General features: G+C 63.4%; 14 protein-coding genes. 1 reads left to right on the top strand and 13 read right to left on the bottom strand.

Features of this window, described 5'->3' with window-relative positions:
- Window positions 1-2: 2 nt before the first annotated feature.
- The 4 genes from lepB to ABH922_RS07190 all read right to left on the bottom strand — a co-directional run bounded on the left by lepB (window position 3) and on the right by ABH922_RS07190 (window position 4,659).
- Window positions 3-800, bottom strand: coding sequence for a signal peptidase I (lepB, locus tag ABH922_RS07205; RefSeq protein WP_424809595.1), 798 nt, complete (start codon window positions 798-800; stop codon window positions 3-5).
- Between the two features lie 81 nt (window positions 801-881).
- Window positions 882-1,223 carry a 50S ribosomal protein L19 gene (rplS, locus tag ABH922_RS07200; protein WP_424806260.1) on the bottom strand — a complete coding sequence of 114 codons (342 nt, stop codon included), beginning with the start codon at window positions 1,221-1,223 and terminating at the stop codon, window positions 882-884.
- Between the two features lie 106 nt (window positions 1,224-1,329).
- Window positions 1,330-2,217 carry a hypothetical protein gene (locus tag ABH922_RS07195; protein ID WP_424806259.1) on the bottom strand — a complete coding sequence of 296 codons (888 nt, stop codon included), beginning with the start codon at window positions 2,215-2,217 and terminating at the stop codon, window positions 1,330-1,332.
- Between the two features lie 105 nt (window positions 2,218-2,322).
- Window positions 2,323-4,659, bottom strand: coding sequence for a Tex family protein (locus tag ABH922_RS07190; RefSeq protein ID WP_424806258.1), 2,337 nt, complete (start codon window positions 4,657-4,659; stop codon window positions 2,323-2,325).
- 75 nt (window positions 4,660-4,734) lie between these two features.
- On the opposite strand from ABH922_RS07190, the gene ABH922_RS07185 reads away from it, so the two are divergent.
- Window positions 4,735-5,724 (top strand): serine hydrolase, encoded by a 990-nt coding sequence (locus tag ABH922_RS07185; protein ID WP_424806257.1) that lies wholly within the window; start codon window positions 4,735-4,737, stop codon window positions 5,722-5,724.
- A gap of 407 nt (window positions 5,725-6,131) precedes the next feature.
- Here ABH922_RS07185 and trmD read toward each other — a convergent pair whose 3' ends face one another.
- From trmD to ABH922_RS07140, 9 genes are all read right to left on the bottom strand, one after another.
- The gene (trmD, locus tag ABH922_RS07180; RefSeq protein WP_424806256.1) at window positions 6,132-6,926 is read right to left on the bottom strand and encodes a tRNA (guanosine(37)-N1)-methyltransferase TrmD; all 795 of its coding nucleotides are present in this window, start codon (window positions 6,924-6,926) and stop codon (window positions 6,132-6,134) included.
- A 7-nt stretch (window positions 6,927-6,933) separates the two neighbouring features.
- On the bottom strand, window positions 6,934-7,491 hold the full coding sequence (gene rimM / locus ABH922_RS07175; RefSeq protein WP_424806255.1) for a ribosome maturation factor RimM: 558 nt from the start codon (window positions 7,489-7,491) through the stop codon (window positions 6,934-6,936).
- Window positions 7,492-7,524: 33 nt separating this feature from the next.
- Window positions 7,525-7,767, bottom strand: a complete 243-nt coding sequence (locus ABH922_RS07170; protein WP_424806254.1) for an RNA-binding protein — start codon at window positions 7,765-7,767, stop codon at window positions 7,525-7,527.
- Window positions 7,764-8,219: a 30S ribosomal protein S16 gene (gene rpsP / locus ABH922_RS07165; RefSeq protein WP_424806253.1), complete on the bottom strand. Its 456-nt coding sequence runs from the start codon at window positions 8,217-8,219 to the stop codon at window positions 7,764-7,766. The genes ABH922_RS07170 and rpsP overlap by 4 nt, the downstream gene beginning before the upstream one ends.
- Before the next feature lie 199 nt (window positions 8,220-8,418).
- On the bottom strand, window positions 8,419-9,501 hold the full coding sequence (locus tag ABH922_RS07160; protein WP_424806252.1) for an amidohydrolase family protein: 1,083 nt from the start codon (window positions 9,499-9,501) through the stop codon (window positions 8,419-8,421).
- A gap of 3 nt (window positions 9,502-9,504) precedes the next feature.
- The gene (ffh, locus tag ABH922_RS07155) at window positions 9,505-11,082 is read right to left on the bottom strand and encodes a signal recognition particle protein (protein WP_424806251.1); all 1,578 of its coding nucleotides are present in this window, start codon (window positions 11,080-11,082) and stop codon (window positions 9,505-9,507) included.
- 115 nt (window positions 11,083-11,197) lie between these two features.
- Complete coding sequence (locus ABH922_RS07150) at window positions 11,198-13,705, bottom strand: [protein-PII] uridylyltransferase (protein ID WP_424806250.1); 2,508 nt, start codon at window positions 13,703-13,705, stop codon at window positions 11,198-11,200.
- The gene (locus ABH922_RS07145) at window positions 13,695-14,033 is read right to left on the bottom strand and encodes a P-II family nitrogen regulator (RefSeq protein ID WP_283303741.1); all 339 of its coding nucleotides are present in this window, start codon (window positions 14,031-14,033) and stop codon (window positions 13,695-13,697) included. Before ABH922_RS07145 ends, ABH922_RS07150 begins: the two co-directional genes overlap by 11 nt.
- 57 nt (window positions 14,034-14,090) lie before the next feature.
- Window positions 14,091-15,395, bottom strand: coding sequence for an ammonium transporter (locus tag ABH922_RS07140; RefSeq protein WP_424806249.1), 1,305 nt, complete (start codon window positions 15,393-15,395; stop codon window positions 14,091-14,093).
- Between the last annotated feature and the right edge of the window lie 174 nt (window positions 15,396-15,569).

The raw sequence follows: 15,569 nt of genomic DNA, 5'->3' as shown, positions 1-15,569 counted from the left end.
TGTCATTTGCCCTGAATGTCGGGCGCCGAGATACCGCCCATCCGAGACGGTGGCAACACGATGAAACGGGCCTGACCGATCACGTTTCCGATCGGAATGGTGCCCTGCAATTCGTCCTGGACGTGAAAACGTGAATCCGCAGAGTTACTGCGGTTGTCGCCCATCACCCACACGTGTCCGTCGGGAACGGTGACCGGGGCGAAGCATCGGCCGGATTGCACAGGGGTGGTGCAATCCTGAACACCGGGAGTGAACGGGAAGTCCATCTTGATGTACGGCTCGTCGAGTGGCTGACCGTCGACCAGCACTCGGCCCTGATCGTCGCAACACTCGACGGTTTGGCCGCCGGTGGCGATCACGCGCTTGACCAGATCGTTCTCGTCCGGCGGAACCAACCCCACCCACGAGCCCACTTCCTGGAAGCCGCGTTTGATCACATTGTCCGATCGGGTGGACACATATTTGGTGTTCCACGAATCGGGACCCTTGAAGACGATGACATCGCCGGGCTTCGGATCGCCGAAGCGATAGCTGATCTTTTCGACGACGATACGGTCGCCGGTACATCCCGGGCAGCCGTGCAGAGTCGGTTCCATCGATTCCGAGGGAATGAGGAACACCCGGAAGACGAAAGCCTGCAGCACGATACTCAATACCAGAGCAACACCGATCAGGATCGGCAGTTCCTTCAGGAACGAGCGTTGTTTCTTCTTTTCCGACCTGTGGGAGCCCTGTGCCCGATGGGATGTCGCCCCTTCCGAACCTGACGATTCATCGTGATTCTCGGGTTCGGACGACAATGCCTGCTCCTTCGAAGAATCTGCCACAGAACCAGATTAGCCCGGCACCGCGAGTACGCAGTGCCGGGCCAACAGGAAAGATCAGCGCTTTTCCTTGATCTTCGCCTTCTTGCCGCGAAGCTCACGCAGGTAGTACAGCTTGGCGCGACGCACGTCACCGCGGGTCAGAACCTCGATGGAGGCCAGTGTGGGGCTGTGCACCGGGAAGGTGCGCTCGACGCCGACACCGAACGAGATCTTACGAACGGTGAAGGTCTCGCGGACGCCACCGCCCTGGCGACGAATAACGACGCCCTTGAAGACCTGCACGCGCTCCTTCGAGCCTTCGATAACCTTGACGTTCACGTTGAGCGTGTCGCCGGGGCGGAACTCGGGAATGTCGTCGCGCAGCGACTTTTTGTCCAGGAAGTCCAGGGTGTTCATATGTCATCCTTGTATTTCGCAGGAGCAGAGGAACCGAGCGGCACACGTCCGATGTACCTGCCGAACAGGTCACTCCGAAACGGCGCTCGTCTGGTTCGTGCCCAGATCAAGTACTGCTGCCTGGTCCAGGCAACCCGTCCATTGTGCCAGACGCCGGTATCAGCGGGGAAATCGGTGGCGCCGGAGCTGCATGAACCGTGTGGTCGAGCACCTCCTCCGCCGCCGCCACGGCATGTTCGACACTCGGCGAGCCGGCGATCAGATCCTGCACGTAGATCTTGGCGCGAATGACGGGACGACGCCACTTTCGCTCCCGCTCGAGTGCTCTCTTCATGCGTTTCGGTTTCCGCGTGTACCGCCAGCGTGCCCACGGCGCACCAGGCCGACTCAATCGGATCGCACCGATCACCAGCAACGGCAGCACGAACAACCCCACCAGACCGGTCCATATCTTGCCCTTGAGAATCACGATCGCCGCAAGGACGAAGTTGGCCAACGCGAACAACGCGAGCACCAACTTGATCCACGGATCGGGCTCCTCCCTGAATCCGGCGACATCGAGAAGTTCGAGCGGCCGGAACCCGAGTAGCACCAACCCCGTGACCGCGATCGCCACGAAAACCGCGTCCACCGAGGTCCGGCCCTGTTCCGACCAGTAGACGTCCCGCAGGTAGAAGATCAGTGCGAATTCGTCGAGAACCAGCGCCGCACCCATACCGAAAATTGCCGCGAGCACCGCGCCGGTGGTCTGCGAACCATCCACGTACACCGCGATCAGCGCGCCGCCGGAGATCATCATCGCGACCACACCGAAGACCACGTGATGAACGTGCTGACCACCTGGGGCGATATTGCCCGGCCACCATTTCACCTGCGCACGAATCATCCGCACGCTCAGACGTATGAGCAGGAATGCGGACAGGAATCCGAGAAGGAAGAACAACAACGGTAGGCGGCCGTGAGCGATGATCTCCCGTTCGAGCCACTGGCCCATCAATTCCCTCGCTTCACGGGTGATCTCACTTCACCAATACACGACCCTGTCCACCTGTCCTGCGCACGTGCGACGATACGGAATCCGTAGGACAGGCGGCGCGGTTTACTTACCGAATCCGGCCTTGCGCAGTGCATCGGCCATCGAACCGGCGGCAGGTGCCCGATTGTCGGACTGGCGATCGCGACCACCTCTGGACTGTGCATCGCCGCCGCGACCCGGCTGACCCGGCTTCTGCTGGGACCGACCCTGACGTGCCCCCTGCCCACCTCGCGGTCCGTCCGCTTTACGAGGCGCACCGACCTCGTCGTCGAGTCGCAGCGTCAAACCGATTCGCTGCCGTGCCTCGTCCACTTCGAGGACCTTGACCTTGACGACGTCGCCGGATTTGACGACCTCGCGGGGATCCTTGACGAAGTTATGGGACATCGCGGACACGTGCACCAGTCCGTCCTGATGTACCCCGATGTCGACGAAGGCACCGAAGGCAGCGACGTTGGTGACCACACCTTCGAGCGTCATGCCCGGCTTCAGGTGTGCGACCTTCTCGATTCCGGCGGCGAAGGTCGCCGTCTTGAATTCGGGTCGCGGATCTCGACCCGGTTTCTCCAGTTCGGAGATGATGTCGGTGACGGTCGGAAGTCCGAACCGTTCGTCGACGTAGTCCGAGGCGTTCACCGATCGGAGTGCTACCGCGTTCCCGATGACCGTTCGGACGTCACCGCCCACTCCGGCAACGATCTTGCGAACGACGGGGTACGCCTCAGGGTGCACACTCGATGCATCGAGCGGATCGTCGCCGTCGGTGATACGCAGAAATCCCGCGCACTGTTCGAAGGCTTTCGGCCCCAGACGGGCAACATCCTTGAGTCCCTTGCGGGTGGTGAATGGCCCGTTCTGATCACGATGCGCGACGATGTTCTCCGCCAGAGAATCGGCGATACCGGACACGCGGGCGAGCAGCGGGACCGACGCCGTGTTCACGTCGACGCCCACCGAGTTGACGGCGTCTTCGACCACGGCATTCAACGATCGCGAGAGCAGCGATTCGGTGATGTCGTGCTGGTACTGACCGACACCGATCGACTTGGGATCGATCTTGACCAACTCCGCCAACGGGTCTTGCAGACGCCGGGCGATGGACACCGCGCCGCGGATCGAGACGTCGAGATCAGGCAGCTCCTGCGACGCGTACGCCGATGCCGAATAGACGGACGCGCCCGCTTCGGAGACGACGATCTTGGTCAGGTTCGGCGTCCCGGTCTTGTTGATCAGTTCGGTGGCGAGCGTGTCCGTCTCGCGCGAGGCCGTACCGTTGCCGATCGCGATCAACTCCACGCCGTGCTGTGCGACGAGCGCGGCGAGAGTTCCGAGCGCGGCGTCCCACTTGTTCTGCGGCTGATGCGGATAGATCGTCTCGTACGCAACCACCTTGCCGGTTCCGTCGACGACGGCGACCTTGGTTCCGGTACGAAATCCCGGATCGAGACCCATCGTCGGGCGCGCGCCGGCCGGGGCGGCCAGAAGTAGATCCTTGAGATTGGTGGCGAAGACGTCGACAGCGTCCCGCTCTGCCGACTGCCGCAGGCGCGTTCGGGTGTCGACACCGAGACTCACCGCGAACTTGGTCTTCCACGCCCACTTGACCGTGTCGAGGAGCCAACCGTCGGCGGCGCGCCCACGGTCGGCGATGCCGAACCGAGTGGCGATTCGACCTTCGTAGACCGTTCGCTCCCCCGGAGTCGGTTCGTCGGCGTCCGCAGCCATGTTCACCGACAGCACCTCTTCCTTCTCGCCGCGAAGGACAGCGAGAATGCGATGCGACGGCAACTTCGTGAACGGCTCGGAGAATTCGAAGTAGTCGGCAAACTTCGAGCCATCGACTTCCTTGCCTTTGCGGACGGTGGACACGACCTGCCCACGGTTCCACATCAGTTCACGCAATTCGCCGACCAGATCCGCGTCCTCGGCGAATCGTTCGACCAGGATCGAGCGGGCACCGTCGAGTTGCTCGTCCGAGTATCCCGTCGGATCCGTGGTGGGATCACCTATCAACGCGTCGGCAACGGGCTCGTGGCCTGCTTCTCGCGCGATCTGAGCCTTGGTGCGACGCTTCGGCTTGAACGGCAGGTAGATGTCTTCGAGGCGCGCTTTCGTGTCCGCGACCATGATCTGACCGCGTAGTTGATCGCCCAGCTTTCCCTGCGACTCGATCTCGACGAGCACCGCGTTTCGACGCTCGTCGAGTTCACGGAGGTACCGCAGCCGTTCCTCCAGAAGTCGCAGTTGTGCGTCGTCGAGGGTGCCGGTGACTTCCTTTCGATACCGAGCGATGAAGGGCACTGTCGCACCACCGTCGAGGAGGTCGACCGCAGCCGCCACCTGGCCTTCGCGGACGTCGAGTTCCTCGGCAATACGCTGGTTCACGGTCTTGAGAATCACGAGATCCGACCCTACCGCTATCCTGGGACGAGAAGATCGGCAGTCGGGCCGTGTCAGGAGTGCCGGGAGAAACAGATGGCTAGGCGGTACGTCCGATTTGCGGTCGCAGCGATCACGACGTTCTGCGTAGCGGCATGTAGCAGCGGCCCGAACGGCGCTCCGGACAACGTGGAGCAAACACCTGCTTTCTCCGCAGTCCTCGCACCCACACCGGAGACCCTCGACGAGCGACTCGCGCACGCACAGGAAGCCGCACTCGACCGAGGCGCAGAGATTTCGATCTCCGTCTTCGACCGGAACACCGACAACTACCTCGGCGTCGGTGAAGGCATGCAGATCGAAACCGCATCGGTTGCAAAATTGTTCATCGCCGAGGACCTCTTTCATCAGGACGCGCGCGGCGAGCGGGAACTCACCGACGACGACCGCACCCTGATGACAGCCATGCTCGAATCTTCGGACGACACCGCCGCCAACATCCTGTGGGATGCGGTCGGCGGAACCGACGTCGTGACCAGGGTTTCCGAGCGCTTCGCGTTGACCTCGACCACCGGGCCGTGGGACGGCATGTGGTGGAACACCGAAACCACCACCAGAGACCTGGTGACCTTCTACAACGGTCTACTCGCCGATCTCGATCAGCTCGGGCCCGAGCGCGTCGACGAGTTCATCTTCTATCTCCGCAATTCCACCCCCGACGGCACCGACGGCTACGACCAACGGTTCGGTCTGCCGGACGCGTTGTACGCCGAGCCCGTCCTCGGGGTGAAACAGGGCTGGATGTGCTGCATCAGCGACAAGTGGATTCACTTGTCCACCGGCGTTGTGGGCGACGACGACCGGTACGTCATCGCCATCGCCTCTCGCGAGGATGTCCAGTACGAGGACGACGAAGACTACTGGGGTGTCCCCGACACGTCGTTCACGGACGTCGTCGACGACGAAAGCGCACGGCATGCTCGCGACACCGTGACCGGTGTGGCGCAGATTCTGTTCCCGACGGGAAGTGTGGACGACTGGTCCGCACAACCGACGACAACCGTCACCACGGCACCAGGACCTTGAGGCCCGGGTATCAGATCATCACCGTGTGAGTTTCGGTCGTCGGTAAATTCTCGTTAGGACCCACCTGCGCAATACTCACGACTTCTATCCTCTTCACCGACAAGCTCCGGCACCGTGAGTCGATCCAGTACCAGCCGGTTCGACGACATGGAGAGCGGGCGAACGGTCATCGCATCACCGGCAAGCCCGATGCCGCGTGCATGATGCCGATGAATTCGACGTCTTCCCTGATGCGGACGATCAAGACGACAGGACATCCGGCGGTGCGGCGGCGGAACACTCGCCGCGAAACCACATCCGGAGATCGACGAACCGGGCGTCAAGAGAGATCCGGTGTTGGCAGGAGTCGGCGTTCCGATGATCACCGGCAGATTCGATCCGACTCAGTTCACAACTGAAGAAACCGACTACGGCAAAAGGTCCGGTCGGCGCTCGGTAGTTCGCTGCAGCGACTGCTCGCGTCGCCATGCCTTGATCTTCGCGTGATCCCCGGACAACAACACCGGTGGCACCTCGAGATCGCGCCACACGGCGGGGCGGGTGTAGCTCGGTCCTTCGAGAAGCCCGTCGGAGAACGAATCCTCTTGGTGTGAAAGCTGATTCCCGAGGACACCCGGCATCAGACGCACCACGGCCTCCACCATCACCAGCACGGCCGCCTCGCCACCGATCAGGACGTAGTCACCGATACTGACTTCCTCGACCCGAACCCGCGTGGCGGCGTCGTCGAAGACTCGCTGGTCGATACCCTCGTACCGTCCGCAGGCGAAGACCAGACGCTGTGCAGTCGACCACCGATGGGCCGTCGCCTGAGTGAACGGAACGCCGGCGGGAGTGGGCACCACCAGAATCGTCTCGGCATCGTCCGGGCCGGAACCATCGGACCGACCGATCACCGTATCCCCGGAATCGGACCGACCGATCACCGTATTTCCGGAATCGGACCGACCGATCACCGTATCCCCGGAATCGGACCGACCGATCACGTCGTCCAGCGCCGGACCCCACACCGTGGGTTTCATCACCATGCCGGGTCCCCCACCGTACGGGGAATCGTCGACGGCCTTGTGCACGTCATGTGTCCACGAACGAAGATCGTGAACGTCGACCGAGATCAAGCCACGTTCGATTGCCTTGCCGAGCAGGGCGGCGCGAAGCGGTTCGAGATACTCGGGGAAAATGGTGACTACGTCGAGACGCACGAGAAGATCAGTCTCTCTCCGAATTGGCGCTGTCGCCGAAATCGGGGTCCAACAGGCCTTCCGGCGGTTCGATGACGACCACGCCGTCAGCAATCGACACCGATGTGACGATGGCTGCGACAAACGGAATCAGAAGCTCGCCCGATGTTTCACCGATTCGACGAATGGAGAGCAACTCGCCTGCGGCGGAATGCAATACCTCGATGACGGAGCCGACGTCGGTACCGTCGGCGAGAGTCACCTTCAAGCCTTCGAGCTCGTGATCGTAAAACTCGTCCGGATCGTCCGAGGGTTCGAGATCAGCGCTGTCGATCACGAACATGGTGCCGCGCAAGGCATCTGCGTCACCGCGATCGGTGACACCTTCGAGGCGCAGCAAGAGCCGCCCGGAATGATTCCGGGCGGCTTCCACCGTGTACGACTTCAGTGTGGATTCGCGCGGTTTGTGTCCGTGTAGGACTGCGCCGACGGCAAACCGGTCTTCGGGTTCGTCGGTGCGAACCTCGACGACCAGTTCGCCCTTGATGCCGTGCGACTTCGCGACACGACCGACAACGAGTTCCACCGTCAGCGCCTGACTACGAGTTGCATGTGCCGTCTACTGATCGGTGTCGACGACGTCGACGCGGATACCACGGCCACCGATACCGGAAACCAGGGTCCGCAGAGCGGTCGCGGTACGCCCACCCCGACCGATGACCTTGCCGAGATCGTCAGGATGCACGTGCACCTCGACGGTACGTCCACGGCGTCCGGTCAACAGTTCGACGCGAACGTCGTCGGGATTGGCGACGATGCCGCGAACCAAATGCTCTACCGCATCAGCGACGACGGCACTCACTTGTCAGCAGCCTCGGCGTCTGCAGCGGGAGCTTCGGCAGCAGCCTCGGTCTCTTCGACCTTGGCAGCCTTCTTCTTCTTGGGGGTGATGGCTTCGGCAACCGGCTCGTTCTCGGCCTGCGCGAGGGCAGCCTGGAACAGTTCGAGCTTGGTGGGCTTGGCTTCCTTGACACGCAGGGTGCCTTCGGTGCCCGGCAGACCCTTGAACTTCTGCCAGTCGCCGGTGATCTTGAGGAGAGCCTCGACGGGCTCGGTGGGCTGTGCGCCCACGGACAGCCAGTACTGAGCGCGCTCGGAATCGATCTCGATCAGCGAGGGCTCTTCCTTCGGGTGGTACTTGCCGATGGTCTCGATCGCACGGCCGTCACGGCGGGTGCGGGAGTCGGCGATGACAACGCGGTACTGAGCGTTGCGGATCTTGCCGAGGCGGGTGAGCTTGATCTTGACAGCCACAGCTGCAGTTCTCCTTCAGCGCGCACATCAGTGCAGCGCATGTCACGTGCAATTCAGCGATCCGCACGATTTGCGAATCCGGTTTTGCCTCTAACCTGTGACCGTCGCAGCGGTACGTGACCGGTTGCGACGAACAGTTGTCCATTGTGCCAGACGGGTAGGTCGCGTCGGAAACCACCCTGTTGGTGTTCCGGGCTCGTCAACCCTTCACGACGGTTCCTCGGAGAATGACCTTCGTGGGCTTCGCGAGAACTGCGGGGTTTCCGCGCGGATCCTCGTCGAACACCACCAGGTCCGCAGGCGAGCCGTCGTCGAGTCCTTGCGCACCCAACCAGGTACGAGCATCCCAGCAGGCGGAACCGAGGGCCTGGTGTGCGGTCAGTCCCGCCACTTCGAGTTCGGCGATCTCGTCGGCGATCCGGCCGTGGACGATCGATCCACCGGCATCGGTTCCCGCGTAGATCGGAATTCCGGCGTCGTGAGCAGCACCGATCGTGCGGTAGCGCCGGGCGTACAGGTCGCGCATGTGCGCGGCGTAGACCGGATAGTTCGTTGCGGAATCGGCGATCTCGGGGAACGTCGCGATGTTGATCAGTGTCGGCACCAGGACGGTTCCGTGCGCGACCATCAGCTCGACCGTCTCGTCCGTCAATCCGGTTCCGTGTTCGATGCAGTCGATTCCGGCCTTGATCAGGCCGGGCAACGCGTCCTCGCCGAAGACGTGAGCCGTTACTCTCGCGCCTTCGGCATGTGCGGCCGCGATCGCCTCGACCAGGATGTCGTCGCTCCACAGTGGGGTGAGGTCACCGACGGACCGGTCGATCCAGTCGCCCACCAACTTCACCCAGCCGTCACCTGCTCGGGCCTGGCGCACCACTTCGGCAGGCAGCTGCGACTCGTCGTCCAAGTCGATCGGCAGTCCACGGATGTAGCGCTTGGGTGCGGCAATGTGCTGACCGGCGCGGATGATCCTCGGGAGATCGGACCGCTCGTCGACGAACCTCGTCTCGACCGGCGATCCCGCGTCCCGCAGCAGCAGCACTCCGGCGTCCCGCTCGGTTTCGGCCTGCGCGATCAACCCGTCGACGGACTCACCACCACCGCCACCGAATCGGATACCGACATGGCAGTGAGCATCGACGAGACCGGGAATGATCCATCCCGAGTCGACGACGGTCTCGGCGCCTGCCACCGGCTCGAACGAGATCTTTCCGTCGACGATCCACAGTTCGATCGGCTGGGCGGCGGGCAAACCGATACCGCGCAGATGGAGCGTGCTCACGGTTTACTTCTTGGGGAGCTTGAGCTGCGAGAGGTCGATGCCTTCGAGTCCGGGCGGCAACTGGTCGAGACCCTTGGGCATGTTCGACAGGTCCGGCATACCGGCAGGCAGACCACCGGGCATACCCGGGAATCCGCCCATACCGGGGAACCCTCCGCGCATCTTGGGCTGCGTAGGTCCCTTGCCGCCCTTCTTGCCTTTCTTGCCCTTCTTACTCCGCACCTGCTTGCGGGCACCGGGCATCCCCATACGACCGGCCATGGCCGCCATCATCTTGCGTGCTTCGAAGAACCGGTCGACCAACTGGTTGACGTCGGACACCTTCACACCGGAACCGTTGGCGATACGCAAGCGCCGTGAAGCGTTGATGATCTTCGGATCTTCGCGCTCGGCCTGCGTCATACCGCGAATGATGGCCTGGATTCGATCGAGCTGCTTCTCGTCGACGTTCGCGAGTGCGTCCTTCATCCCCCCGGCGCCGGGCAGCATGCCCAACAGATTGCCGATCGGACCCATCTTGCGCACAGCCATCATCTGATCGAGGAAGTCCTCGAGAGTGAGCTGTCCCGATCCGATCTTCGCTGCCGTGGCCTCGGCCTGCTCGGCGTCGAAAACGTGCTCAGCCTGCTCGATGAGGCTCAGGACATCGCCCATGCCGAGGATACGGCTGGCCATCCGGTCCGGGTGGAAGACGTCGAAGTCTTCCAGCTTCTCACCGGTGGATGCGAACAGGATCGGCTGACCGGTGACCTCACGGACGCTGAGCGCCGCACCACCGCGGGCGTCACCGTCGAGTTTGGTGAGCACGACGCCGGTGATACCTACGCCCTCACGGAACGCGTCGGCGGTGCTGACCGCGTCCTGACCGATCATGGAGTCGAGAACGAAGATGGTCTCGTCGGGCTGGACGGCGTCACGGATACCGGCGGCCTGAGCCATCAGTTCCGAGTCGATACCGAGCCGACCGGCGGTGTCGACGATGACGACGTCGTACTGCTTGTTGCGTGCTTCCTCGACGCCGGCACGAGCCACCTCGACCGGATCGGCCGCGGAAACCCCGAGTGCGTTCTCACCGCCGCCGATGGACGTGCCCGGATGCGGTGCGAACACCGCCGCGCCCGCACGCTCACCGACGATCTGCAGCTGAGTGACGGCGCCGGGGCGCTGAAGGTCACAGGCGACGAGCAGTGGCGTGTGTCCCTGGTCTTTGAGCCATTTGGCGAGCTTGCCCGCCAGTGTCGTCTTACCGGAACCCTGCAGACCGGCCAACATGATGACTGTCGGCGGGGTCTTCGCGAACTGCAGACGACGAGTCTCACCGCCGAGAACCTGGACGAGTTCTTCGTTGACGATCTTGACGACCTGCTGTGCCGGATTGAGTGCGCCGGACACCTCGGCGCCCTTGGCGCGTTCCTTGATCTTGGCGATGAAGCCGCGCACGACCGGGAGGGCGACGTCGGCCTCGAGCAACGCGAGACGGATCTCGCGAGCCGTCGCGTCGATGTCGGCGCCGGACAGACGACCCTTGCCACGCAGATCCTTGAGAGATCCTGTCAATCTGTCGGAAAGGGATTCGAACACCGAGTGCGCTCCTGAATGTCGTGCGAGTTAGCCGAGGATATTCTCGGGCACCAGCCTAGCCGCTGCGCCCGCATCGAACCCAGCCGATGCGGGCGTAGACGTCCGTTCGACCCCGTCAGTCCGGCTTCTTCTCGGGTGGCGGTACCGGGACGACGGCGAGAACTGCCGCCTCGACGCGCTCTCGTGCTGCCCGCGTGTCCGCCTCGCCGAAGTCCAGGCAGAAGGCGTCGACAACCGACGAACCCAAGGTCGCGACCTTCGCCCACCGGATGTCGGCGCCGCTGTGCTCGAGAGCCGCCGCCAGCCGGCACAGCAGCCCGACGCGATCCTCGGTACGCAGTTCGAGGATGGCCTGCCCCTCCCCGGGTGAGTCGAACCAGATGACGCGAGGTGGGGCCTGCGCGTACTGCACCGGGACGGCCGAATCGTTTCCGGCCGCGATCGGATCCTCCCATTGACCCGATCGCGCCTCCTCGTCCTTGGCGTCGAGGAGTTCGAGCAAATCCAATTCACCGGCCGAGGCCCGGATCAACTCCTGCCGGAGCAACACTGCCTGGGGCGGTGCCCCGAACCGTGGTGTGACGACGAAGGTGTTGACCGCCGAACCGGCGTGCGATCCGAGCGACGCCGAATGCACTCGTAGCGACTGCAACGCCAGAACACCGGCGGCCCGAGAGAGCATCCCCGGCGTATCGGGCGCCACGACGGTCACCACGTAGGTATGGGCGCTGTCCGCGGGACCGAGCGCGACGTGCACTCCGCCGTCCTCGGCGACGGCAAGCTGTGCGGGCTCGAGTGGATCCGGAATCGGCAGCTCCTCCCCCGCCATCAGCAATCGGCACCGACGTACCAGCTCGCCGATCAGGGACGACTTCCAGTCACCCCACACTCCGGGGCCGGTGGCCAACGAATCCGCCTCGGCGAGCGCGTGCAGGAGTTCGAGCAGTATCCCGTCACCACCGAGGGCGTCGACCACTCGCTGCACCGTGGCCGGATCGTCGAGGTCGCGACGGGTCGCGGTTTCCGGCAACAACAGGTGATATCGCACCATCGCTGTCAAGACCGCAACGTCGGAAGGCCAGAGTCCCAATCGATTTCCGATCTGGGTAGCCAGTTCGGCACCGACCACACTGTGATCGCCGCCGCGTCCCTTACCGATGTCGTGAATCAGCGCACCGAGCATCAGCAGGTCTGGGCGGGCAACCCTGGTGGTGAATCCGCTTGCATACGCGGCAGTTTCGACCAGATGACGATCAACAGTCCAGGTATGCACCGCGTCACGAGGCGGAAGATCGCGAATGGCCCCCCATTCCGGAAGGAGCCTGCCCCACAGTCCCGTGCGGTCCATCGCCTCGATCACCGGCACCGCCCGCGATCCCGATCCGAGGACAACCAGAAGATCGTTGACGGCATTCTTCGGCCACGGTTCCCGCAACTCCGGCGCGTTGTCCGCGAGCCTGCCCAACGTCGATGCCGAGATCGGCATGCCGTTCACCGCCGCAGCAGCCGCCACTCGCATGATCAATCCCGGATCCTTCTTGGGCCGGGCGTCCCGAGCGAGCACCACTTCACCGGCATGTTCGACGACGCCTTCGTCCAACGGCCGCCGTACCGGTGGCCGGCGAAGCCGCGACAGTCCACGGCGCGGTAACGAATTGGATGCCGTCCGGATCCCCACGTCGACCGAATAGCTGATGGTGCGGGCGGACTCGCTGAGCAGTCGCGCGAGGTCGAACCGGTCTCCGATACGTAGCGCGGCACCGATTTCGTCGGCGTCCTGCGCTTGCAGTTGATCACGAGCCCGCCCTGCGACACGATGTAATTCGGTGCGCACGTCCAGAATTCGCCGATGCGCCAGGGCCAGCCCGCCGCCGGGAGAATTCGGTCCGAGACCGGGCATTCCATCCGTCAACTGAGCGATCGAGAGAGCGTTGAGCAACTGCACGTCACGCAGACCACCGCGGCCGCTCTTGAGGTCCGGCTCCGCACGGTGTGCGATTTCGCCACTGCGCTCCCAGCGTGTCCGCGTCTGGGTGATGAGTTCGTCGAATCGGCTCCGGATGTCCACCCGCCACTGGCGGCGCACCCCGCTGATCAGCAGATTGGTCAGTTCTACATCACCGGCAATATGTCTGGCTTCGAGCATTCCCAGTGCAGCGGTGATGTCGGCGGCGGCAACTTGCAGAGCCTGCGGCAACGTCCGCACACTGTGATCGAGCTTGATGTGCGCGTCCCACAGCGGATACCAGAGCCGGTCGGCCACCTGGGCGACCACGGCCGGGTCCATGTCGTCGTGCAACAGAATGAGGTCGAGATCGGAATAGGGCAACAGTTCCCGGCGACCCAGACCGCCGACTGCGACTATCGCGAACCCACAATCGGGTTTGATTCCGAGTTCGACCCCTTTGGTGGTCAGCCAGAATTCGTGCAGGTCGACCAAAGCGTGACGCAACGCCGGGGCATCGAGTCGGCGGTTTTTGGTTCCGCCCGTGAGCAGCGCCTTGCGCGCGCGGGCGAGGTCTGCGGCTTCGTCGGATCCTCCGGACGAGATCGGCCCCGACCCCGCCGACTGCGCGGAGGGACCAGGGCCGAAGTTCGGAGACCCTTTCGGGTCAGAGTGCATCGCCACCGCGTTCCCCGGTACGCACCCGGATGACCGATTCGACGGGCGATACCCAGACCTTGCCGTCGCCGATCTTGCCGGTTCGAGCTGCTTCGACGATCACCTCGACCACCTTGTCCACGGCCGAGTCGTCGACGACGACCTCGACCCGAACCTTCGGCACGAAGTCCACGGAATACTCCGCGCCGCGGTATACCTCGGTGTGGCCCTTCTGACGCCCGTAACCCTGAACTTCACTGACGGTCATGCCCAGCACTCCGGCCTGTTCGAGGCCTGTCTTGACGTCCTCGAGCGTGAACGGCTTGACGATTGCTGTGATCAGCTTCATGTGCTCATCCCTTTCCGAAGTCTGACGTGCTGTGAATTCACTCTATCCATCCGCCGATCATGCGAGGTCATAGGCGGTCTCCGCATGCTCACTCTCGTCGATGCCGCGCGCCTCGTCCTCCTCGGAGATCCGCCAGCCCAAGGGCTTGAGCGCGAAGCCGATGACGGCGGTGAGGATGCCGGTGAAGACCAGAGCGACCACCGCGATCACGATCTGGACGACCAGCTGCTTGTAGTCGCCGCCGTAGAACAGTCCCGTCGCGGTACCGAAGAAGCCGATTCCGATGGTTCCCCACAGGCCGGAGACGAGGTGCACGCCGACGACGTCGAGCGAATCGTCGAAGCCGAAGCGGAACTTGAGTCCGACAGCCAGTGCCGAGAGGATACCGGCGATTGCGCCGAGGAAGATCGAGCCGACGGGGTTGAGCGCTCCGGCCGCGGGGGTGATGGCCACCAGGCCGGCGACGGCACCGGACGCGGCGCCGAGGCTGGTGGCGTGGCCGTCACGGATGCGTTCGGTAGCCAGCCAGGCCAGGATTGCGGCGCAGGTGGCAGTGGTGGTGTTGACCCAGGCGAGACCGGCGTTGCCGTCGGCGGCGAAGGCCGAGCCGGCGTTGAAGCCGAACCAACCGAACCACAGGAGCGCAGCACCGAGCATGACGAACGGCAGGTTGTGGGGACGGAAAGCGGTCTTGCCGAAGCCGAGTCGCTTGCCGACGATCAGTGCGAGAACGAGACCTGCCATACCGGCGTTGATGTGGACGACGGTTCCGCCGGCGAAGTCGATGGGAGCCACCTTGGCGACGGTGTCACCGGCTTCGTCGACCATGGTGCCGAACAGCTTCGATGCGATGCTGTTCTCCGATCCGGAGAGCAGTCCGCCACCCCACACCATGTGAGCGAGTGGGAAGTAGACCACCGTGACCCAGACACCCGAGAACAGTAGCCAGGTTCCGAACTTGACTCGCTCGGCCAGTGCGCCGCTGATGAGCGCTGTCGTGATGATCGCGAACGTCACCTGGAAGGCGACGTCGATCACCTTCGGGTAGCCGTAGTCACCGGCAATGAAGTTGCCGCCGGCGTCGGTGATCGTGTTTCGGAGTCCGAAGAACTCGAAGGGGTTGGCGAAGATGCCGCCGATGCCTTCCGTTCCGTAGGACATCGACCATCCCCACAGGACGTAGACGACTCCGATGACGGCCAGCGACCCGAAGGACATCATCATCATGTTCAGAACGGACTTGGAACGCGACATGCCGCCGTAGAAGAAAGCCAGGCCGGGTGTCATCAGCAAGACCAGGGATGCAGCCATCAACATCCAAGCGGCGTTACCGGAGTTCGCCAACAGTTCGTCGGTACTCACTTACTACCTCCTAGTCGCACGTGCCGGGTAGCACGTTCGTTGAGGAGAAGACTGCTGGTCTGGTGTTTCCTCCGTGGCGCGCTTGCGTTTCGTCGACGTGAACCAATCACCCAACTTTGTTGCAGTCAGGTTTCACCTGGCAATTTTCGGGACCTCGAGCTCACACAGCGCACA

Origin of the sequence: Rhodococcus sp. 27YEA15 (genome assembly GCF_049739425.1) — a bacterium.
Classification (GTDB): domain Bacteria; phylum Actinomycetota; class Actinomycetes; order Mycobacteriales; family Mycobacteriaceae; genus Rhodococcus_F.
The sequence above is the reverse complement of the archived record's forward strand: the minus strand, read 5'-3'. Positions and strand labels throughout refer to the sequence as shown.

Bases quoted from the DNA above. Each gene is read 5' to 3' on its own strand.
- ABH922_RS07150 (WP_424806250.1), bottom strand. From the start codon at position 13,705: ATGCACTCTGACCCGAAAGGGTCTCCGAACTTCGGCCCTGGTCCCTCC.
- ABH922_RS07185 (WP_424806257.1), top strand. From the start codon at position 4,735: ATGGCTAGGCGGTACGTCCGATTTGCGGTCGCAGCGATCACGACGTTC.
- ABH922_RS07195 (WP_424806259.1), bottom strand. From the start codon at position 2,217: ATGGGCCAGTGGCTCGAACGGGAGATCATCGCTCACGGCCGCCTACCG.
- ABH922_RS07145 (WP_283303741.1), bottom strand. From the start codon at position 14,033: ATGAAGCTGATCACAGCAATCGTCAAGCCGTTCACGCTCGAGGACGTC.
- rplS (WP_424806260.1), bottom strand. From the start codon at position 1,223: ATGAACACCCTGGACTTCCTGGACAAAAAGTCGCTGCGCGACGACATT.